Raw genomic sequence first — 22,322 nt, 5'->3', positions numbered from 1 at the left:
CGGTTTGTAACCATTTTCATTCTCTGTGGTGAAGCGCCGGTTTTTGCGCTTCATGTAGGGCTAACGGGCAGAATAGTTCAACAAGGAATTGGTTATTTACTTCGCAATTGACACAAATTGCGAACTAATGTTGTCGTTGACTGATATCTCGAAATAAACGATTAAGAGGACTTAATCCTCTTAATCGTTAGCAAACCGGTCAATGCTTTCGCCTGTGCCATCGTAGGAGTCACATTGATCGCCATCACTGAAGTCATATCCTGTTCATAAACAGTCGGGGCAGTCCTTAAAAAGTTTAAAATCAAGCATGATGTTCACCTATTTTAGAGCAATAATGTTCATTAAAAAGCCACTTTATTAAGAGTGGGATAGATTAATTTAATGAAGTTAAGCGTGATGTTTGGACTTCATTTTAATAAAATCAACTAAAATTTTCACTAAACAACCTGAAACAACTAATGTCAAAAACGAGTAGAACGAATTCCAGTTTTGCAACTTGTACAAATCGAAGTGCACAAATATTGGAACAGCAATAAAACCAATAATAGCAGATATAACCATTGTCAAGATCATGTAAATACTCCATTTATTGAAATATTGGTATATAAGTGTAATTATTACAGGAATTACAGCAAAATCTACTGCATTAAAACTTTGAAAGAAGGCAAGAAATTGATGTGGGTACGACCAAAATCCATAGAAATGACCAAGTTCATTTAAGTAACTAATCACAGTAAAACTAACCAGGAACGCAATCAATATTAGTTGGAACCTTTTTCTATCAATAAAAATAAAAAGAAAAATCAGCGAGATGAGATTTACAATTAAGATAAACCACCAATGAACACCGAATAAATCATGTGCTAACCAGTAATCAATTTTCAACTTACTTGATTGCCTGAATAGACTTTCTATGCGATCAAACATGATATCACCCTTTCGAAAATTATTTTCTCCAATGGGTTACTAATGAATACATTAACTTGAAAAGATGTTAAATAAATCATTTTTGCTCCATAGTACGAGGAAGGAATGAGTCAATATTAAGTGTAAGCGAAAGTAAAGAGGGCAAGAAACATCCATGCTATTGTTGCGGAGAAAGAAATGAGAATAAAGATATATTCTTAGCTCACAATATTGATTTTATTTATGATATTTCGATTGTTTTATGTACACCATGTTTAGCAGAATTGGGTATTTAAATTGAACGTGCATTAGTTAAATAGTATCGCAGTACGAATAAAAGTCGATTCAAAAGGAAGGAGGAAATAGTTATTTCCCCCATAATTTTGCTACATCAAGTGGTAAAATCTCCTTTCCGTCAATTCGTTTATGAATTATAGGGTTTTCAAATGGGTCATAATTTTCACATTCATGTTCACCATTTCGAGCACGTACATTGACACCGAGAATATTTAGATTTTTATTGTGGTAGTTCATTTTAATCATCTCCATCATTTAGTTTAAATTATTTTCTTTCATTAGATTTAAAAAAATTCATTAAAAGAAAATGAAATATGAATCATAAAAAATAGCACTTCAATAAAGAAATGCTAATCAATTAATAGTTTTCTAATTGCTGGAGCAAGACCATTAAAATTTGGTTTGACAATAAAATCTGTTGCTCCAAATTTAATGATAAAAATCTAATTATAGAACAATTATTATCGGACTACTTCGAAGTTTTGTTACTGTAATTTTCCTGTTCCTTCTTCAACTAGCGGGTTGCGTTAGTTTAACAAGACATGTACTTATGATCTTCCACAAACGGGAGCTTTTCTGTAATAAGGAACAGTGCTTTTTTTCCATTAAAGGGCAAGATTGTGGAGGAAAGGAAATGAAGCGCTTCAATGTTTTCTGAAAATTATGGGAGGATATAAATACCGTGAACAAAATTTATTAGAATTTAATTTACCCTATAATAAAAAAAGAGGGCGCGCTAAATTAATTTGGAAGGTGCAAAAACATGATTACAAATCAACAATTAGTTATAAACAATTTTGAAGAAAAATTAAAAGTATTTACTCATGCAGTTAGTGGAGAACTTACAAATGAAGAAGATTTTTTCATAGCGAATACAGAAATTCCCACTGATACATTCAATGTATTATTGCCGAAATCTCCAAATATCAAAAATGCAGTTAAGATTAGACATGGAATCGATAATTTTTCTTTTAAAGAATATCCCTTTAGTACTTGGATTGATGCTCAGTTTTTAAACGATGACTGGAAAAAACTTATACAAGAATATGACCTAAAAGAATCAGAACGTAATGTAATGATGAAACTTGAAAATACTCTTAATATTGGTCAAAGTAATTCCCATCAGCTTATGCTTACCCCTGTGAGAAATAATGAAGAACTTATGGAATATAAAGATGTTTTTATAAGTCTATTTGGAGGTTCACCAGAAAAAGATGCGTTAGAAAGTTATTTTAATAAGTTTTCACAAATAAAATTAGGTTCAGAAGTTCAAATGTTTATTGGATGCATAGGTGAAATGACTGTAACTACTGGTTTATTAATAGAAACCAAAGATAGTTATGGTATTTATGATGTGATGACAAAAGAAACATTTAGAGGGAAAGGATATGGCAGTGAAATGTTTCAATTCCTTCTAAATCAAACAAAGGATAAACAAAAACCAGTTGTTTTACAGGCTTCAGAGGATGGAAAAAATATCTATAAGCGCTTTGGATTTATAGATGTCGGAGAAATGGTTGTATTTGAATAAGGAGTTTTCTTATTAAGCTAAAGGATGCTTTACTTGAAGAAAAATAAGCTAAGTTATATCTATTTTGTAATTCCATTATAGGGCGCTTTTCTTGAATAAGAAGGTGTCTTTTTGTATTGTACTGGATTCTGGAACAGCAATAATTAGGGATTGTAGTTATATTAAGGCGTAGAAGAGATTGTGAAGGATTATACTTAAACTATCGGGAGTTGAATAGTAAATAACGATTAGTTCAAAATGTTAATGTAATCATTGGTATTCGAAGTGAGGTTGGATATGAATAATCATTTTAATGAGGAAGAGTACAATAAACTTATTGAAAAATACAATTACAAGGATATGTTGCACGATGCCTTTAAACAGGTGATTACACCTGAATTTAAAAAGCACGGATTCAAAAAGAAAGGAAAGACTTTTTATCGAGAACGCGAAGGGATTATCGAAATTTGTGAAGTGCAATATTCAGGAGGAAATCATCGAACGACTGCAAGTTTTACTTATAACATAAGCCTCGCAATCCCTTCTCTATACACCACACTTGGAATACAGGAAAGCAATAAACTTAACACAACGATTTGCGGTCTTTCTTTCGGTGAAGTGGTAAAATGGGCGTATAATTTGCCTGCCAGGGTTGATGATTGGTTTTACTAAGAAGCGTATAGCCAAGAGAAACCTTCTGTTGTTTTTTATGAATCGGAATTGAGTGAAGCTGAAATTTAAAAGCAGAAATCATTTGAATCTAATTGGGAAAATCGTTACAACGTCAAGACTGGCGAAGGGTTCGATAAAGTTTTGGTGGAGGATATTGAAAAGGTCATACTCCCTTTCTTTCAATCAATTCCTGATGCAGAGTCATTAATTGAATATCTTAAAAATGAAGAACCAAAAAGAGAAATTGACGAACAAATGATGTATCAGTTGGGGATTTTTTATTATGAAAACGGTGAACAGGAGAAAGGAAGAGAAATGCTAAAAAGGATTCGCAATGGTGAATACAAGGTAGCAATTAATGATGATATTGAATCAGGACGAATTGTTTTATAAACCTGCTTTTTTCCCTATCCTTATTAAGCTAACGTGTGCGTTGATCCAAGAAGGATTAACGCTTATTTTAAGAATTAACGCTTATTTTTTTGGAAATTCTTCAACAACAGTCAGTTTAGTGGAAGAATCGACTGTAGCTCTTATTAAACAATCGGGCCATTTTGTTGAAGAAGGATATCTCCAATTTTTAAAGAATATAAGGTTATAAATATGCTTTCATGGTGAGATAAATAGGGAAAAAATTTCTAGACAATGAAACGGAAAAATGGATAATTCACAGGCTTCGGAACGCGGGTTGTGTATTCGCGGAAGATGAGACCCGGTTACTTATCTCTGAGGCACGAACTACAGAGGTGTGACTTGAACAATAATCTGGCCGAGCTTTGAAGCATTTCCTTGCCAAAGCCTGGTATCACAGCATTTTAAAAAGCATTTTTTAACTATCGCTAAAATCACAAGGAAAAATTCACCGTTTTTATTGACTCCCAGTATGATTTTAGCACTTACGGCAAGGATATGTTTCCCCAAAAAACTTATGGCAACGATATGCTTCCGCACTATTTTAGTTCAAGTTTTATAATCACATGAAAAAGTTAGGAGTAATTATTTTATTCAATTGCTTACTCCTAACTTTTTCAAAATGCTTAATTTACTATCCTGAAATCGTACCTTTTAAACATTCTTTTAAGAGCTCGATACTAGTTATTTCACCCCAACCTTTTACAATTCGTATAATAAAATTCGAAATGTTCCATCACAATTGACATCCCTGTATCAAAAACCTTTTTTTTGGAAGTCATGTGCAGGGAAGTTTCTTGATACCCCTGAACAGGGATAGACGGTACTCATGTCGAATTGTACCTATTAAGTAACCGCCAGTATAAGTTGAAGTGGGTGAATACGTGACGACAGAATCCTTTATCTTCTGGAACCGTTTTTCTTTTATGTAAAAAAACGATGCTCTCGGAAATCAAAGATTTATCCAATTCATTGGGCAGCAGCATTCCTTATGAATAACTAACCCCTTTACTGGCCCATAGACTGAAATGTTCAATATTAACGGTTGTAGGTAATGAAAAGGGGCTAAACTCGACTGGACTAACCAAAAGTGATACCCAACTTTATATCTCGGCTATGGTACGATGCCTTTGGTTGACTGAAAAAAGGAATACATTTTATCTTTGAGCTTTAAAAGATAATTGATGATTGAAATATTTCAGTGCCTTTTGTCGATGTAACTTGTTGTGGAGAAAAGCTTATTGAAGATATCATGATGGATATGAAGTCATAGGAAGGGGCAATCAATTATGTTTGAATATATGGGCGAACGCCACTTTCGTTTGAGTATAAAACTATGATAAATCCAATTTTATCCACCAAACTGTATATCCCCCTGCCACGAACTAAAGTTGTACAAAGGCCGCGCTTGTTCAATCAGCTGAACGAAGGTCTAGACCGCAAGCTGACCCTCATTTCTGCCTCCGCTGGCTTTGGCAAAACTACGCTGGTCAGCGAATGGGTAGTCGGTAGTGATCGACCTATCGCATGGCTGTCACTGGACGAAGGGGATAACGACTTTACTCGCATCCTGACTCACCTTGTCGCTGCCCTGCAGACGATTGAGGACAATTTTGGAGGAGGCGTGGTTGGTGCCCTCCAATCCCCACAGCCTCCGTCAACCGAATCGATTCTAACGATCTTGCTCAATGAAATCTCAGCTCTCCCGTATAACTTCGTCCTCGTTCTGGACGACTACCATGTTATTGATGCCAAATGGATCGACGATGCTTTCAACTTCCTGCTCGAGCATCTCCCTCCGCAAATGCACCTGGTCATCGCCACCCGTGAAAATCCGCAGCTTCCCTTGGGACGGTTACGCGCCCGGGGCCACTTGACCGAGTTACGCGACACCGACCTGCGCTTTACTCCCGACGAAGCGGCCGCATTCCTCAATCAGGTGATGGGATTGGGTCTTACAGCAGACGAAATTTCTGCGATGGAGACCCGTACTGAGGGCTGGATTACGGGGCTCCAACTCGCGGCGCTCTCGATGAAGGGGCGCAAGGACATTCCTGCGTTCATTCGGGAATTCGCCGGAGACAATCGGTACATTATGGACTATCTTGTCGAAGAGGTTCTGCAGCGTCAGCCTTACCCAATCCGGAGCTTCTTGCTTCAGACCTCCATTCTCGACAGGCTGCATGGCCCATTATGCGATGCCGTCACCGGCCAGGAAGAAGGTGTCGCGCGGCTCCGGTCCCTGGAGCGAGGCAACTTCTTTGTCGTTCCGCTGGATGACAGACGCAAATGGTATCGCTATCATCACCTCTTTGCCGAGGTTCTCTCTGCGCATTTAAGGTCGGATCAGCCCGACCAGGTAGCTGAGCTTCATCGGCGCGCGAGCATATGGTACGAGCAGAATGGCTCGGCGGACGACGCGGTCCGCCATGCGCTGGCCGCCGAGGATTTTGCGCGAGCGGCGAACCTGGTCGAGTTGGCAATACCAACCTTGCGCAGGAGCAGACAGGAGGCTGCGATGTTGGGGTGGCTGAAAGCGCTCCCGGATGAGCTGATCTGCTACAGGCCTGTGCTTAGCGTTTGGTATGCCGGGGCGTTACTGGCAGGCGGCAAGTTAGATGACGTTGAGTACCGACTGCGAGACGCCGAACAGTGGCTTGAAACAACGGCAGTCAAGCAAGAGCGGGAGCAAGCCCTGCAGGCCGAGATGGTCGTCGTGGACGAAGAGGAGTTTCGCCGTCTCCCGGGTTTGATCGCCGTGTACCGTGCCGGACTAGCCTTGGTTTTGGGTGATGTGCCCGCCGCCATGAAATACGCGCGGCTGGCGCTCATCCTCGTGGCCGAGGACGACCAACTCCCGCGCGGAGCAGCAACAGCGCTCCTGGGACTTGCATGCTGGAGGAGCGGGGACCTCGAGGAAGCACGCCGTATGTTTGCCGAAGGCATCGCTAGCGTGCAACGGGCCGGTGCCATCTCTGACACGATCAATGGCGCTATCGCTTTGGCTGAAATACTGATTGCGCAAGGCCGACTCCGTGAGGCGACGCGTATCTATGAGCGAGGATTGCAGCTTGCGGCGGATCATAGCGAGCCTGAACTACGGGGAACTGCGGACATTTACGTAGGAATGAGCGAGCTCTGTCGTGAGCATGACGATCTGCATGCCGCCGCGCAGCATCTGCTGAGAAGCGAGGAGCAGGGCGTACACACCGGGTTCCCGCAATACCGATATCGCTGGCGCGTCGCCATGGCTCGAATACGGGAGGCTCAAGGAGATCTGAATGGCGCGCTCGAACTGCTCCGCGAGGCAGAGCACCTGTATGTAAGTGATTTTTTCCTGGATGTACGTCCTGTAAAGGCGTTGAAGACACGGGTGTGGGTCGAGCAGGGGAGGTTGGATGAAGCACTCGACTGGGCACGGGAGCAGGGCATGTCCGCCACGGATGACCTTTGCTACCAGCGCGAATTTGAGCATATCACTTTGGCCAGGGTGCTTTTGCTCAAGTATAAGAGAGACCGTGCGGACCGCTCCATGCATGAGGCAACGGGATTTCTGGAGCGACTCCTCCAAGCGGCGGAAGAAGGCGGAAGAACGGGAAGTGTGATCGAAATCCTGGTCGTACAGGCGATTGCTCTCCATATGCAGGGCGACATCCCTGCTGCGCTAGTACCGCTGGAACGCGCCCTGACCTTGGCTGAGCCGGAGGGCTACGTCCGTATCTTCGTGGACGAAGACCGACCCATGGTTTCCCTGCTGGAAGCGGCCTTGAAACAAGGGATCGCCCCGAACTATGTCCGATGCCTCTTGAAAACCTTTGGAAAGGCTGAGGGAAGATCGACTGGAAAGCAGGTTGTGACCGATCCGCTGATCGAACCGTTAAGCGAACGTGAACGTGACGTGCTTCGTCTGCTCGGAACCGACTTGAGTGGCCCGGATATTGCCCGCGAACTTATGGTGTCCCTCAACACCCTACGGACCCACACCAAGAACATTTACGATAAGCTTCAAGTTAACAACCGTCGGGCAGCAGTCCGACGCTCTAAGGAACTCGATTTGTTATAGCGAGCCCAGATAGGTCAACCCCCGCCCTAGCAGGATTGCCGGGCTTTTTTTATTTTCAGAAACGCCCTCAATTAAAAAATCACCATGTCAATCACCAAATGTGGTGATGCCGTCTCACCACATGTGGATGTATTTTTTGATTACGTAAGAAACATATGAAACGATGTGGAGATGCATCCGCAGGAGGAACATGAGGAGGTAAAGAATGAGTGAAACACACGGTTCTACGGAGGAACATAACAAACCTGGACTGTACGAATTTCGACTCAAGGGTCACCTTGATGCCCGGTGGACCTACTGTTTTGAAGCGCTAAGCCTCACCCACGAAAGCGACGGAACAACCATCCTCTCTGTCCAGGTCGTCGATCAGCCCGCATTGCACGGCTTGCTCAGGAAAGTGCGCGATCTCGGCCTGCCATTGGTTTCGGTCATTCAGGTTGATCCCAAACAGGCGAACAGTCAAGATGTCAACGCGAACACGGATCCAAATCATTTGAAAAAAAGGAGCCAATAAAATGGATTTAAACAAAAAAACGGAAGCTATAAACCAAGTTCATTGCTGCGTCTTCATTTGCTGAGAGGGCTGTATCTTTTCGTCGTCGTGGGGCTCGCATTGGTGCAATGGCCGGGAGCCATCGATAAAATCATTCATCCAGATATGTCCTGGGAGCTAAAGGACGGTGTGGTCGCCTGTATGCTGACTTCCTTCTCGCTTCTATGTATCTTGGGCTTACGGTATCCGCTCCGGTAGTCTAGTTTGCTCAAGATCAGGCTCTACGGCTTTAACGACGTGGAGATGCATCCACTAGAGGAAAAGGAGGAGGTAAAGAATGAGTGAAACACACGGTTCCACGAAGGAACATAACAAACCTGAACTGTACGAATTTTGACTCAAGGGACAAAAATCATTTGAAAAAAAGGAGACAAATATATGAAAACGAATCAACAAACCACAGTAATAAAACAGAGCGAGCATCCGCACACCAAGAGGCGTGCCGCGATAACTGCCCCGAATCTCATTCGTAGTGCAGGTTTAGCAGCTATAGCGGCAGGGATCCTATTCATTGTCATTCAGACGATCCATCCCGCTGATATTCTTTCGTCAGTCAGCACCGGTCGCTGGGCAATCGTCCACTACTTGAGCGTCGCCATGGGCCTCCTCGGCCTTCTCGGCATTACGGGGATCTACGCCAGACAAGTGGAAGAGGCCGGTTGGCTGGGTTTTGCAGGCTATCTCCTGTTTAGTCTCTTCTTTGCGCTCACGATGGCCTTTCAATTCGCCGAAGCCTTTATCTTGCCTTTGCTAACGACAGAAGCGCCGAAGTTTGTGGAGAGCTTCTTGGCGATTGTCACAGGGTCCTCCGGCGAGATGAACCTCGGGGCCCTCGCAACGGTATATTTGCTGACAGGGGGACTATATTTGCTCGGCGGCCTGCTGTTTGGCATCGCTACGCTCCGCGCCGCCATCCTGTCGCGTTGGGCGGCCGGTTTGCTTGCCTGCGGGACAATTTTGCCCCTCCTATTGTCTTCGCTGGTCCATCACCCGTATGATCGGATATTTGCAGTGCCAGTGGGATTAAGTCTGGCCTGGCTGGGATATTCGCTTTGGTCTAAGCGGATTTGATTATTATATTTTAAGTTAAAAATAAATAGGCGATCTTCCAATACTAGGCATAAGCTATTGGAGTCGTTAGTTGAAGAACATTTAACTGAGTATAGGATTGAGAAATATCTTAATTATTCCATTAAAGGGCGCTTTAATTAAACAACGGGGTTGCGGTTACAGTGGTGGTCACCAGTTTTTAGCTAGGTAACTCACATTATATTTCACACAAAAGAGCTAGGATGTCCTAGCTCTTTGCTTATATTTTCCTTTTATATAAATCGTGCGTCTCTATAAATAAATTCTCCATCGGAATCTGTTTCATAATCAAAACAAGTTAATTGAAAAGGCACACTATCCTTGGATTGAACCGAGCCTAATATTTCAATACTATTTTCTATAAGTAGTGATTCAACCTGTTGAATGTTCTTACCTTCTTCGGGAAATTTGAGTTGAGAAATTACAGTTTCTTTATCCTGCTTATCCTTCAGAACAATATTAGTATTAAACAACATTTGAATTGGAGGGATAACATAGTCGTTAAACTTTTTTGAAAATTTACTGTTGTTTTCGAAAATGGATTTAATCTCTTTTAATAAGTCATCACTTATGGTTTCACATAATGAAATTGAACAAGAATCCCACCTTACAGAGGCTTTTAACTTATTTGTAAATCCCTTTTTTAAAACCGCAATCGGTTCACGGTTCTTAAATTCGAATATCTTTTCAACGCGATAAATTCCAGCACTATATTGAGTTACCCAATCACCAATTTTTATCTGCATTTTCTACACTCCATTTATTCATTTGAAAATATTTTAACATATAAATCGATTCACTCTTTAATGGATTTTTCTAAAGTAAATCTGCCCATTGAATGGTTCGAGAGATGGTTAAAGGAATTAACTTAACAACTTTTTGATTAGAACTTTGTGAAGTATTGTACTTAAAGTAACGGTTGCATTAGTTCAACAAAAAAAGTAGTTTAGATCTTCAACAATCGGGCGCTTTAATGGAGCAATGAAAAAAGCCTAATTCCTCAGCATTAAATTGAGAAATTAGACTTTTTAATATTGAAATTTCCTTAACGTTGTAAATCCGCATTTTCCTGACGCTACCCCTCTTAGGCCATGATAAGTTTGAGACTACCCGTGTATATGCCCGATTGTACGACCATGCCCGGAAGGAGATGTATGATGAATGGATGTAAAAATCCCCCTTTTCAATCAAAGGGGGATTAAACGGTCTCCTACATCAAGGGTAATGGGCTCGCTCCGCATAAATCCTTTTAACGTGAATAAATGTAGATGATTAAATCGCTTGAAACCCTTGATACCATTGGAATTCAGCGATTTTTTTACATTCCGGTTTTTCAGTAAAAGAAGGATTAACGCTCTTTTTTGTAGAACTTATTGAGATAACGGGGCAGGATAGTATAAGAATTCAATCTCCTACTCCCCCTCTGGTAGAAGTCCTAAATATATATATAGAAGTATAGGCCCGATAATGAAAAAAATGGGGAAAATGTTAATCCGTCTGGCTATTTTATAATTCCCCATCTGAATCTGCCATTTTGCGAAATACCTGCTGGTAAAGACAGCGGCGATAAAAATAGGGTAGGAGAATGAAAGCAAGCAACTTGCAATCTTAGCAACTATTGAAGTATCAATCCATTCTGCACCCATTATAAACATTGCTGGGCACCGACCGCAATTAAAATAAATTGTTTGTGCCCTAGATATTTCATCCTCTATTTGTTCTTCCATTTTCTCGTTTATCATTATTAAACCAACGTCCTTTGAATAGGAAAAATTAAAGCGTGTTAATCCTAGTTCTATTTTACTTGATGTTGTAACTAATAGTTAGAAAATTATTCAATTTACGAGCTTTACTTCAATAAAAATAAAATCAAGGGCCTTATTCGAGTACTTAGATTTATAAAACCAAAATTACAAATATTATTTAACATAGCCTTTCAAAAAAAAGATTGTGATATATTGCACTTAAACAAACGGGGCTTTTCTTAAAGAAGGAGAAACAAATTATGGCTAAAGAAATAAATAAAAAGGTTAAACTAATTCTTCAACAAATGATTGATGGAAGAAAAAACATTATTAAAAGTTGTGCTGAATTAAGTGCTTTGCGCCTAGCGGGTTATGATTTTATTTATTACGATTTTGATGAATATTACTGTCAGTTGCAACAATATCCATTACCAGAACAGTATCATCGATGGGAAAAAAGGGCATTAGAGATAAAGTTAAAAGAATTAGATGAGTTAAAAGATAAAGTTATTATTTTATCAATGGCCTTATTAGAAGAAATTAATTGATTATTTTTATTGAACTAACGTGGTGCAAGAGTTTAAAATCCAGCAGCCTTTTTTAGCGGCTTTTCTTATTGAAGTAACCTGCCAATATCTACTTCAATAAGGAATTAAAAATTTCAATGAAGAAATCAATGGATTATGCCTTTATAGGAGGATTTAAATGTCCAATTTTATAAATGTAAAGGACTTTAAAAATTGGATTCTAGAGAAAGATTTAGAGCGAGAAACTATTGAAGGGTTTTGGGAGAATTTTAATAGTTGGAAGGAAGAGTACCCTGAAGAATATGAAGAAACATTTAAGGAAGGATTTAAATCTGAGAAACTCTCCATTTATATTAATACAGTTTCTTTTACAATTACCAACTATCCCGATGAGGACTTTAATCACGTAGTTATAAGACTCAATTTTGAGTACGATGATTCAGTGATAGGCGAATATAGAATGGTTTTTGATTATGAAACAGGTGAAGTATTTGATGATATATTTAGTGTGTATTAATTCTGCATCTTTCTTAACAGGCAGGTTTAAGAAGGAAAATTAGTGTTCCTCGTGGAATTTAAAGATTGTTTAATTAATTTTAGAAAATTTACGACATAGTTTTGTGGGAGTGGAAAAGTATGGATTATTCATTCGTGGAGTTTGAAAGAGATATAGAAATGGGGCACGAAATTGAGTTTAGGTATAAAGGGAAAGTATATATAAATATTAATGCAAAAGATGGGTATGGGTTTAGGGGAGATCTTAAAGATTTTGTTTATTATAAAACCCCTCAAGAACTTTTGGATAACGGAACGATAAATGGAAAAAAATTGAGGGATATATGGGACGAAGTTGAGGGATATATGGGACGAAGTTGAGGCTATTACCATATTTTAAACTACCTTGTCTTATTCAACGGGGCAAGAGTTACACAAGGAGGTGCTGCGGCAGCTCCTTTTAATATTGAGCTAACTGGCAGGATAGTGCAATAAGGCAGGAATTTTGGAGAGGTTGTCGAATTACATTTTTATACGATATTGGATATGGTGATTGAAACGTGTTAAAGGCCACAAACTTGAAGAAAGAAGTTTTCCGCATTTTAGTTATTCTTATCAATTGTTTTGCATATGCATACCAAAAGCCAATAATGACAACTGGGAAAGCCACAGATTATGCATTTTTGTGTTTGAACTTTCCACCAAAAGAATTGGGAATAAAAGCCGTTGATATTAATTTTTTTGACGTTAAACTGGAGAAATTGTCTATTGATACAAAGAGTGGTTTTTTTAATCAATTCACTAATCAACGCGAGTTGAGGGTAACACTGAAAACTAAAAATGGAGAAGAACCAACCATTAGGATGGACGCGTATAATGGAAAATGCCTTGAGGTGACTGGTCCATTAAAATAACAGGATCTCCTGCTGCTATACCTTCAAAAGGAGTAGATCAGAACCATTGAAAAAAATCAAGATATTATTAGTATGTATTTTAATTGTGGTAATAACTGGCGCTTGCAAAAAAGAATATAGTGGTAAGTATGTACTCTGGGGTGATATTAGAACTGGTCTTAGTGTAGATAAATTGAAAAGAAATAACATTCCTTATAAAGTTAAAGAAGATATAATACTCATACCAGAAGATGCTTTTGATGATGCAATATACTGCTGTTCATAGTATCACTTATAAAGAAATTTTTTTAATTAACTATAGGCCAGCATTCCTGTAAATATATAAATTAGCAGCAATCTTTGTGAAAAATTGTACTTAAAGTAACGGGTTCGTTAGTTGAACAACTAATGAAGAAGGATCCTAATATTGATCCTTTTTTATTACCGAAAAAAGACCATTATGTAAACTAGAATTTCATGAAAAATTCATGAGAAAAAACAAACGCATTGCGAAAAATTCGCTATTCGTTTGTTTGAAAAAGTTAAATTGTTTTAACTACATTTTTAAATTATCTTCATTTAATACGTCTAATTCAGGTAATACAAATCGACCATCTTTTCTAATTAACACATCATCGAACCAGATTTCTCCTCCGCCAAATTCAGGTCTTTGAATACTGATAAGATCCCAATGAATAGCTGATTTATTTCCATTATCTGCACCATCTAATGAATCTCCAATTGCTAAATGAAAGCTGCCATTTATCTTTTCATCAAACAATGTATTATTCAACGGATGTAAGATATACGGATTAAATGCTAAGGCGAATTCTCCTATATATCTTGACCCTTCATCGGTATCAAGAATTTGATTGATTCGCTCAGAATCATTTGTATGTGCTTCGATGATTTTACCATTCTCAATTTTTAACGAGATATTTTCGAATGAAAAACCTTGGTTTACAGAAGCTGTATTAAACGTTACAATACCATTTACTGATTCTCTTACAGGCGCAGTGTAGATCTCCCCATCAGGGATATTATCGATTCCATCACCTTTTAATACCCCAATTCCATTAATCGAAAAACTAAGATCAGTTCCGTTTCCAATGATTTTTACCATATCTGTTTTTTCCATTAATTCTTTCAACGGATCCATCGCTTTAGACATTTTATTGTAATCTAACGTACAAACTTTATAGTAAAAATCCTCATATTCCTCAGTACTCATTTTGGCTTCTTGTGCAGAAGAAGCATTAGGAATTCTAGTTGTAACCCATCTTGTTTTATAGACGGCTTCACTTTGCGCTTTACCGAATATCGTTTGATATAATTTCATTTTATCAGAGGGTATATCAGCTAATTCATAAGCATTTCGAGGACTGCGTAGATTAATATAGGCTTGCATTTTACTCAGACGATAGCTCTCCCAATCTGCGAGCATTTTAAACTGCTCTTCTGAACCTGATAGAATCAATTGACGTGTAACAGCCATATCACGCATTGAAACATGTGCATAACCACCAGCTTCCTCAACCGCCTTTACGATTGATTGTACAACTAATCGGTCAACCTCAGTGACACTTTGGATCAACACATGATCTCCAGCTAGAACTTTTATAGAATGATTAACCAAAACATCTGCTAATTTCGTAAAACGATTATCCATCATAAAAACTCCTTATTATATTCGATCTATTTAACTGAAATTAAATCCAGATTTATGTTCAAATATGATCATTAATGTTAGAAATGAAAAGACATATCTTACTAAATTTCTATATTTAGTTACAAAACCCCTTTATATATACTAAAAAAAAGTATTATATTTAAAGACGTCCTTACTTAAAAACTGGGATAGCTTATGATAATTCTGGTATGGGTTGGGAGGCTATAACTTATTATGAGCGGGCTTTAAATCTGGGACTTTCTGGCCCAGATCTTGAAAGATGCTTACTAGGTCTTGGAAGTACATATCGTTACTTGGGATACTACCAACAGGCGGTGGAAACGTTAAGTAGAGGAATGAAGGAATTTCCGGAAAATTGAGCTATTCAAGTAACTTTCGCTATGGCACTGTATAATAATAAGAATTACAAAGATAGTGTCGAACTTCTCCTCATTAATATAATGGAAACCACAATGGACACTAAGCTAAATTATTTTAAACGTGGAATTTTGGCTTATGCGCAAGATCTTGATGAAACTGACGAATAACAAATAAAACAGATAATTTAAATTAATATGCCTTTGAGAGAAGCGGATGGTTAGCTGAACATGATACAATGAATTTGAAAGGCCTGTTTAAAAAATAAAGGATTTGCTAATTTAAGGAGGGAATGGAATGTTTACATCAGTAAATGATTTCTTAAACGAATGGAAACAAGAAGCAGCATCTACCCAAAAAGTGCTGGATGTGCTGACGGATGAATCGTTGAATCAGGAGGTTTCTCCAGGATTAAACAACATTGGAAGCCTGGCTTGGCATATTACTGGAGCAGCTTACTACTTTCCTTCACAGGTTGGATTAAAATTTGAGATTCCTAATCTTCAAAAAGAGGCACCGAAATCAGCTGCTGAAATCAGCGAGACATACAAAATAGTAAGTCAGCGGTTAACACAAGCATTTTCTGAACAGGTATCAGATGAAAAAATGAACAAAATGGTGAATTTATTTGGAATGGACATGCCAGTTCAGGCTGTTTTCCGTCTGCTAATTCAACATCAGGCTCATCATCGCGGACAATTGACTGTCCTTATGAGACAAGCTGAATTGAAAGTTCCTGGCGTATATGGTCCTAGCAAAGAAGAATGGGAAGCAATGAAAGCTCAAAAGAGCTGATATCGTCATGATGCAAAAAAGCCGGCGCCTGCCGGTTTTTTGTACTTTCAGAATTTATTTCATTTCTTAACTCAGTTTGCGCACTGAATCCATTTTTATATTCAATATAACAAAAATGATATTCAAGAATCGGTCGCGATTGTGAAATAATCCTTAGATTTGTAAACGACTTTATTGCTAAAGCATCCTTTATAAAAAATTTAACTACTTTATTTTACCCCCATCTAAAACAGGACGGGGGTATACGTGTTTGAAGTTTTAAAATCAAATAACTTATTGTAATTTTGCCATTTCCTTATTGTAGGTGGTGACAGCTTCGATGGTACTACCCCAAAAGGAGGAAGCCCAACAGATTATTAATCAAAATCCTAGGAATGAATATGTTGATCATTTGCTGCCCTTGTTTAGGGAGGGTCAGCTAGCAGACGTAATTATTGAGGGTAACTCGGAGGAGTTGATTTCCAGTTATTTATCCATTTTGTCATGTTTGATGCTTTTGGGTAAAGGTTACCGAATTCAAGATACTAGAACATTATTGCGGCTGGTATTAATGAATTCAGAATAGTATGGGGACGCTATAAAAGGCATATCCGCATTTCATTTAATTATAAGGCATGTGTAGCAATTATTATTACCTTTACCCTTATCCGAAATCGATTGATACCACGCTATTAATTCGTTGATCGGATCAACAGTTCATTCAAAGGATGGTACAAAAATTGGCTTTCGTCACATCGGTTGGTGCTCCGGAATTATTGTAATTCAACAAAACGGTGGTTATTACAAGGAAAAATACGGTAAAATTAGATTGCTGTCTATGTTAAAGAAATTTATACACATTTTTGTTGTAATCAAAAAGGAAATGGCGGAATTGTAGTGGGTTTGAAGATTATGTTTGCGGTGGCAATTATTCTTTTTGCTTTGGGAATTATAGCAAGCATCCTATCCATTAAGTTGAAAGAGAATGGTACAAAAAAATACGTCGGCATATTACTGCCTGTACTCATTATCCTGTTTGTCATATTGTTTCCTATTCTTATGGCAATAGGGTTTATGTTAAATGATAAACCTTGATAAAGTCATTTATAATAATGAAATTAGAGCATTTAGTTGCTTCTAATATTAAGGGAACTATCGACAAATAACCCAAAATGAAGGATGCAATAATGATACCTATGGATACACAAAAGCATGTAATGGGCTTTTTGTTGAGAATACTGACCAAATAATCTATTTCATTCATAAAAAGGAGTAATACATTGGCCATTTTAGATGCAAGTAATATTGTTAAAATTTATGGAGAGTTAGGTGGTGAGGGTTCAACAACCGCGTTAAACGGGTTGAACCTTTCAATTAATAAAGGGGAGTTTATTGCAATAATGGGCCCTTCAGGCAGTGGTAAAACAACTTTACTTAACGTATTAAGTGGAATTGACAAACCTACATCTGGTGAAGTTACTATTGCAGGTCAAGAAATAAGTGAAATATCAGGAGATAAATTAGCGGTATTTCGACGTAATCAATTAGGTTTCGTGTTTCAGGAATTTAACCTGTTAGACAGTTTAACAGTAAAGGAAAATATAATTCTACCAATGATACTAGAAAAGAAAACGGCTATCGAAATGGATGAAAGGGTTCAAGATCTTGCCCGTCTCTTTGAGATTGAATCAATTTTAAATAAATATCCTTATAATATATCAGGTGGACAGCAACAAAGAACTGCGGTAAGCCGTGCTTTGGTGAATGAGCCGAGTATCGTTTTAGCTGATGAACCAACGGGTAACTTGGATTCAAAATCATCAACTGTCATTATGGAATGTTTTGAAAAGATAGTTAATGAACTTTCGACAACGGTCCTCCTTGTTACACATGATGTATTTGCTGCAAGTTTTTGCAAGAAAGTTATTTTTATAAAGGACGGCTCTATTCATTCACATATTGTGAGGAAAGGAAGCAGAAAAGAATTTTTAAATCAAATTATGGATAACCTCGCTATCTTAGGAGGGCGAACGGATGTCTTTTAATCAAATTGTTTGGAAAATGGCAAAGGCTGATTACAAAAAGTATATCTTTTACTACTTATGCAACTGTTTTGCAATCATGTTTTTCTTTATATTTTCGACTGTGTATTTTAACGAGCAGGTAGTCCAAGTAAAAAAGACAGAATCAATACAATATGTCTTAACTGTTCCGGGGGTTGCTCTAGTAGTATTCACAGTATTTTTTATTACTTATGCTCACAGTATTTTTATTAAACGAAGGAAAAGTGAGTTTGGGCTTTTTATGACATTAGGAATGTCTAATCGTGATATAGGCAAATTGTTATTGTTGGAGAATTTCATCATAGCCTTTACTTCACTAGCTTCTGGTATTCTGGCAGGAACTATATTTTCCCGCATTTTCTTTTTATTATTAATGAGTAGTGTTGGAATACAAGGAATCTCCTTTCATTTAAACAGTAAAATGTTACTGTATACGATAATTATCTTTTTGGTTGTATTTATAGTAGCAGTTGGGAGATCACTCTTTTTCGTACTTAATCAAAATATAGTTCTTAGCTTAAAAAGCGATAAAATTGCAGAATCAATCAAGATGAAAAGTCCACTAATTGGCGGTATAGGTGTAGGAATTGTCATCGGCTCTATTCTAGGGCTATATTACACGTATACAGATCCTGTTGCGGGTGGGGAATATCTACTTCTTTGGACAATGCTAACATTATTAGGATTGTACATTAGCCTTTATCAATTCACCAGCTTATTCATAGAACTCGCTAAAAAAAGTAAATCTTATTATTACCGCAGACTTCTGTTTCTGACGAGTCTGGATTATAAATTCAAACAGTTGACCTCCATTCTTATGCTCGTGACTGTGATGATAATGGTGACTATTTTGTATAGTACGATAAATTTGTTCACTTATATGTCAGCTGAAAAGGAAGCAATTGAAGGAAACCCTTATGATATTGCATTTTTACAAACTGAAAGTAAAAATAACTTGGATATAGAAGAACTCTACTCTATAGTTGATCAAAAAAATAATCCTGTACAAAAACATCTGGTGGTACCGATATATTCCTACTATCAAAAACAGAATAATAGTAACTGGCCCAATGTCTATAATTTTATGTCACTAGATCAATTTAATAAATTTACATCCAGTGAGAACGATCTGCAGGATAAGGAATTTTTATATTATATAAATGAAGACCCAAAGTACACGGATGCAAGCGAATATTACCTAAATAATGGCTTTCCATTCATAGATGGAAAGCAATCCTATAAATTAAAGGAAATAATTGTTGAGAAAAACATCAATATCCTAAGCAATCTACAGGACTTTATAATTGTAGGCAATCCTCAATTCAAACAACTAAAAAATAGCTTAGATGGTTTTGAATCAAATATTCATTTAATCAATGTTGTCAACTGGAAAGAGACAACAAATGTTGTTGACAAACTGGGTGAAAAGTTTAAAACCTACAATGAAAATACCCCGCCAATTACTGATATTCGGGTAGAGGATAATTCTGAAGAATCTTTATTTCGAATTTCCTCTAAAGTAGAAGATTATAATCGTAACAAAAACTCTAATGGTATATTGTTCTTTGTAACAACCATATTAAGTGTTATTTTCTTCTTTGGATCGTTTATTCTTTTATATTTGAATCTTTTCTCAGAGATTGAGAAGGAAAAGGAGAAGTATAAAAAGCTTAATAATATAGGGGTTACTGCAAAAGAAGTAAAGCAAATCATTTCAAAGGAAATAACAACCTTATTTTTTCTTCCGACTTTTGTTGGGACTACTTTAGCTTTCCTTTATATTGTTGCGATGGCAAAGGATATTGGAGGGGTTATGGAAAATCCTCAGATACTACTGCATTTTTTAATCGTTGCAGGAATATACCATTTGATACAAATAGGGTTTTATCTATATGCTAGGAAGAAAATGTTTTTAAATTTGACTCAGTAAAGATGATTAAAAGCTCAATTTCAACTAATGGGTGCCGAAGTTGCCTGTTCCTAACGAATGCGACATATGATTACCAAAAATACCGATGCGTATTCCGTTAAATGTAAGGGTTGTGAATGACCAGTATTTCTCAACGAATTCAGTAATTGTACATGGGAAAGGTGATAAAGAAAGAGAAGTGTACTTTAATTATCTCACATTATAAACAATAAATAATTGAATCAAACTGATGTTGGTAACATTTGTACTGTAGGCACCTATGCTGGAGTTTCACATATTGTTGGGTCAACAGCCTCATTTATTAACGGATGGCATTGATCTTCCACAATCGGGCGCTTTCCTGTGATAAGGAACAGTGTTTTTTCCATTATAGGACCAGATTATTGAGTAACACAGATAGAAAATGATTGAACTTTTTTATAAAAACCAAACTTAAATCCAGTGGAAAAAAATCCATTTTTATCCAACTTTTTTTCGTAAAATGCCGGTTTGTGAAGTACGTTTGATCGAACTGACCGGCTGTTCACATCATCCGAACGTCGGCGCACACATATCGAGAAAAAAGTCAAAAAACGACTTGACATTGGAGTCAACTCAAATGTTATTCTGAATTCATGGAAAAACTTTATTCTATTCAAGAGGTTACACAGATACTTGGGATGCCCAAGGATACACTTCGGTATTATGACCGGATTGGGATCGTCTCGCCGTCCCGGGAAGACAATCGGTACCGCAGGTATTCGAGGGACGACCTCATAGACTTGATGAATATTCAGATCATGCAGTATGCGGACTTTTCTCTTGACGAAATCAGGGGGAAACTTGGTTTCCGCAAGATGGAAAATATCGACTTCGCTTACTGTGAAGAGGTTGCTGCGTTCTTCGATGCTAAGAACGAAGAAACGCGGAAGAAGATTAACCATCTGGAAAAGGTCAGTAGGCTACTCAACATGGCAGCCGAAACGTTAAGGGACTTTAATAACGAAAGCGACCAACGGTTGGCAGAATTCGTCCGTGAGCTTTACAAGGATATCCGAGAGAATGAACCGGGAATTTCTAAGGAGGGTTGTGATCAACATCAAGGTTAGGAATTTTTATTATCTGATTGCAGGCGTTCTTGCGATGCTGTTTGCCGTCACGCATGCATGGAACGGGCAATCCGCTGTGCTACCGACGCTCGACATTAGGGCGATGTCCATGGATACCCGGACGGTATTCACGTATGTTTGGCACATTATAACGGCGGAAAATCTGGTCTTCGGCATCGCATTCATTTTCATGTCATTCCAAAGTGAGCGATCGAAGATCCGTTTTGCCGCATGGATGATCGCGACGATCCTGATCGTCCGACTGATGGTCATTCTTGGCATAACGGCATTACTTGACGTTTCGGCTCTTAAGGATACGTTTATAGATTCGATTGCCATCGTAATCTATGTTGCCTTGATCATATTGGGCACAACTATGAAGAAATAACAATCCGGTAGTTAGCAGCTACAGTAACAGAGATGTCCGAATTGTCTTCTAACTTGCAGACTCGCTCAAAGCTATATAGTAAGCAATCTCTGGTCTTTCTTGATCAAATATGTTTATGATCAAAGTTGTGCACATTCAAAGTCGTGTTGTTATCGAATATTGGGGCAGTGAAGCTAACCAAGGTGGGATAGCGCATCGCTGGCAGCGATGAGGTCAGGATGCGTGTCCCTTTGTGCTATTTGGAGCCCTGCGAAAGGGGGCGAACCCTTGGAGTTCGTTATTAATGAATGATACATGGTTAAAAGGTGTTGTTGAGTAATAAAAAAGTCGTTTAAAAATCTGTGTAACTTCAAGGGATATATGGTACGTTTAAGTAAATGGTTATTCAATTAAAGGGCGCTTTCCTTTAATAAGGAACAGTGCTTTTTTTCATTATAGGGCCATATTCTTGAATATCTAATTGTGGAAATAGCGCCATTTTGAGATGATTGTTATTAGTTAAGGTAGGTTGATTTAATAACATCAGGAACTTTATTCAGAAATAAATGCTGTAAATAATGAAATATAAAAAACTTTGCGAGTGAAACAATATCTAAATGATTAAAGAGAGGAAGAATTATGTCCAATAACGTAAGGTCCAGAAGAATAATTTTAGATTTAGCAGTTACTTTAGATGGTTTTATTGAAGGGAAAAATGGGGAAGTTGATTGGTGCATCATGGATTCTGAGATGGGGTTTATTAATTTCTTAAATCAAATTGATACTATTTTGTATGGAAGAAAAAGTTACGATTTATGGGGACAATTTAATCCAGACATTGAAGATACTGATACTGAAAAAGAAATTTGGGAATTAGTTCATAGTAAAGAAA

Annotated in this window: 25 protein-coding genes; 21 read left to right on the top strand and 4 right to left on the bottom strand. The window is 37.9% G+C overall.

Features of this window, described 5'->3' with window-relative positions; translation table 11 throughout:
- Positions 1-387 precede the first annotated feature (387 nt).
- Positions 388-927, bottom strand: coding sequence for a CBO0543 family protein (locus RTR43_RS23925; protein WP_312476197.1), 540 nt, complete (start codon positions 925-927; stop codon positions 388-390).
- Between the two features lie 345 nt (positions 928-1,272).
- Entirely contained in the window at positions 1,273-1,440 is a 168-nt protein-coding gene (locus tag RTR43_RS23920; RefSeq protein WP_312476196.1) for a hypothetical protein, read from the bottom strand.
- A 526-nt stretch (positions 1,441-1,966) separates the two neighbouring features.
- Here RTR43_RS23920 and RTR43_RS23915 point away from each other — a divergent pair.
- The 7 genes from RTR43_RS23915 (at position 1,967) to RTR43_RS23885 (ending at position 9,483) form a co-directional block, all read left to right on the top strand.
- Entirely contained in the window at positions 1,967-2,734 is a 768-nt protein-coding gene (locus RTR43_RS23915) for a GNAT family N-acetyltransferase (RefSeq protein ID WP_312476194.1), read from the top strand.
- Between the two features lie 276 nt (positions 2,735-3,010).
- Positions 3,011-3,385, top strand: a complete 375-nt coding sequence (locus RTR43_RS23910; RefSeq protein ID WP_312476192.1) for a DUF4304 domain-containing protein — start codon at positions 3,011-3,013, stop codon at positions 3,383-3,385.
- A gap of 141 nt (positions 3,386-3,526) precedes the next feature.
- On the top strand, positions 3,527-3,778 hold the full coding sequence (locus RTR43_RS23905; RefSeq protein WP_312476190.1) for a hypothetical protein: 252 nt from the start codon (positions 3,527-3,529) through the stop codon (positions 3,776-3,778).
- A gap of 1,354 nt (positions 3,779-5,132) precedes the next feature.
- Entirely contained in the window at positions 5,133-7,859 is a 2,727-nt protein-coding gene (locus tag RTR43_RS23900; protein ID WP_312476188.1) for a winged helix-turn-helix domain-containing protein, read from the top strand.
- Between the two features lie 205 nt (positions 7,860-8,064).
- Positions 8,065-8,373 (top strand): hypothetical protein, encoded by a 309-nt coding sequence (locus tag RTR43_RS23895; protein ID WP_312476186.1) that lies wholly within the window; start codon positions 8,065-8,067, stop codon positions 8,371-8,373.
- A 99-nt stretch (positions 8,374-8,472) separates the two neighbouring features.
- Complete coding sequence (locus RTR43_RS23890; RefSeq protein WP_312476184.1) at positions 8,473-8,610, top strand: hypothetical protein; 138 nt, start codon at positions 8,473-8,475, stop codon at positions 8,608-8,610.
- A gap of 180 nt (positions 8,611-8,790) precedes the next feature.
- The gene (locus tag RTR43_RS23885) at positions 8,791-9,483 is read left to right on the top strand and encodes a hypothetical protein (RefSeq protein WP_312476182.1); all 693 of its coding nucleotides are present in this window, start codon (positions 8,791-8,793) and stop codon (positions 9,481-9,483) included.
- 251 nt (positions 9,484-9,734) lie between these two features.
- Here RTR43_RS23885 and RTR43_RS23880 read toward each other — a convergent pair whose 3' ends face one another.
- Positions 9,735-10,247: a hypothetical protein gene (locus tag RTR43_RS23880; RefSeq protein WP_312476179.1), complete on the bottom strand. Its 513-nt coding sequence runs from the start codon at positions 10,245-10,247 to the stop codon at positions 9,735-9,737.
- Positions 10,248-11,506: 1,259 nt separating this feature from the next.
- Here RTR43_RS23880 and RTR43_RS23875 point away from each other — a divergent pair.
- From RTR43_RS23875 to RTR43_RS23855, 5 genes are all read left to right on the top strand, one after another.
- Positions 11,507-11,794 carry a hypothetical protein gene (locus RTR43_RS23875; RefSeq protein WP_312476176.1) on the top strand — a complete coding sequence of 96 codons (288 nt, stop codon included), beginning with the start codon at positions 11,507-11,509 and terminating at the stop codon, positions 11,792-11,794.
- Positions 11,795-11,951: 157 nt separating this feature from the next.
- Positions 11,952-12,290, top strand: a complete 339-nt coding sequence (locus tag RTR43_RS23870; protein ID WP_312476174.1) for a hypothetical protein — start codon at positions 11,952-11,954, stop codon at positions 12,288-12,290.
- A 119-nt stretch (positions 12,291-12,409) separates the two neighbouring features.
- Positions 12,410-12,649 (top strand): hypothetical protein, encoded by a 240-nt coding sequence (locus RTR43_RS23865; protein ID WP_312476171.1) that lies wholly within the window; start codon positions 12,410-12,412, stop codon positions 12,647-12,649.
- A gap of 197 nt (positions 12,650-12,846) precedes the next feature.
- Entirely contained in the window at positions 12,847-13,182 is a 336-nt protein-coding gene (locus RTR43_RS23860; RefSeq protein ID WP_312476169.1) for a hypothetical protein, read from the top strand.
- A 46-nt stretch (positions 13,183-13,228) separates the two neighbouring features.
- Complete coding sequence (locus RTR43_RS23855; protein ID WP_312476166.1) at positions 13,229-13,447, top strand: hypothetical protein; 219 nt, start codon at positions 13,229-13,231, stop codon at positions 13,445-13,447.
- A 270-nt stretch (positions 13,448-13,717) separates the two neighbouring features.
- On the opposite strand, the gene RTR43_RS23850 is transcribed toward RTR43_RS23855, so the two are convergent.
- Positions 13,718-14,830: an aminopeptidase gene (locus RTR43_RS23850; RefSeq protein WP_312476200.1), complete on the bottom strand. Its 1,113-nt coding sequence runs from the start codon at positions 14,828-14,830 to the stop codon at positions 13,718-13,720.
- A gap of 188 nt (positions 14,831-15,018) precedes the next feature.
- Here RTR43_RS23850 and RTR43_RS23845 point away from each other — a divergent pair, with 188 nt between their 5' ends.
- The 9 genes from RTR43_RS23845 to RTR43_RS23805 all read left to right on the top strand — a co-directional run.
- On the top strand, positions 15,019-15,210 hold the full coding sequence (locus RTR43_RS23845; protein WP_312476198.1) for a tetratricopeptide repeat protein: 192 nt from the start codon (positions 15,019-15,021) through the stop codon (positions 15,208-15,210).
- A 295-nt stretch (positions 15,211-15,505) separates the two neighbouring features.
- The gene (locus RTR43_RS23840) at positions 15,506-16,003 is read left to right on the top strand and encodes a DinB family protein (RefSeq protein ID WP_312476162.1); all 498 of its coding nucleotides are present in this window, start codon (positions 15,506-15,508) and stop codon (positions 16,001-16,003) included.
- A gap of 319 nt (positions 16,004-16,322) precedes the next feature.
- Positions 16,323-16,568, top strand: coding sequence for a hypothetical protein (locus RTR43_RS23835; RefSeq protein WP_312476159.1), 246 nt, complete (start codon positions 16,323-16,325; stop codon positions 16,566-16,568).
- Between the two features lie 311 nt (positions 16,569-16,879).
- Entirely contained in the window at positions 16,880-17,077 is a 198-nt protein-coding gene (locus RTR43_RS23830; protein WP_312476156.1) for a hypothetical protein, read from the top strand.
- A gap of 185 nt (positions 17,078-17,262) precedes the next feature.
- Complete coding sequence (locus RTR43_RS23825; protein WP_312476154.1) at positions 17,263-18,027, top strand: ABC transporter ATP-binding protein; 765 nt, start codon at positions 17,263-17,265, stop codon at positions 18,025-18,027.
- A complete protein-coding gene (locus RTR43_RS23820) occupies positions 18,017-19,975 on the top strand; it encodes an ABC transporter permease (protein ID WP_312476152.1) in 1,959 nt (652 codons plus the stop codon). The genes RTR43_RS23825 and RTR43_RS23820 overlap by 11 nt, the downstream gene beginning before the upstream one ends.
- A 614-nt stretch (positions 19,976-20,589) precedes the next feature.
- Positions 20,590-21,063 (top strand): MerR family transcriptional regulator, encoded by a 474-nt coding sequence (locus RTR43_RS23815; RefSeq protein ID WP_312476149.1) that lies wholly within the window; start codon positions 20,590-20,592, stop codon positions 21,061-21,063.
- On the top strand, positions 21,044-21,451 hold the full coding sequence (locus tag RTR43_RS23810; RefSeq protein ID WP_312476148.1) for a hypothetical protein: 408 nt from the start codon (positions 21,044-21,046) through the stop codon (positions 21,449-21,451). Before RTR43_RS23815 ends, RTR43_RS23810 begins: the two co-directional genes overlap by 20 nt.
- Before the next feature lie 618 nt (positions 21,452-22,069).
- A partial coding sequence (locus RTR43_RS23805) for a dihydrofolate reductase family protein (protein WP_396954620.1) occupies positions 22,070-22,322 on the top strand: 253 nt, incomplete at its 3' end.

This window comes from Neobacillus sp. (genome assembly GCF_031988165.1).
GTDB lineage: Bacteria > Bacillota > Bacilli > Bacillales > Cytobacillaceae > Neobacillus > Neobacillus rhizosphaerae.
The sequence above is the reverse complement of the archived record's forward strand: the minus strand, read 5'-3'. Positions and strand labels throughout refer to the sequence as shown.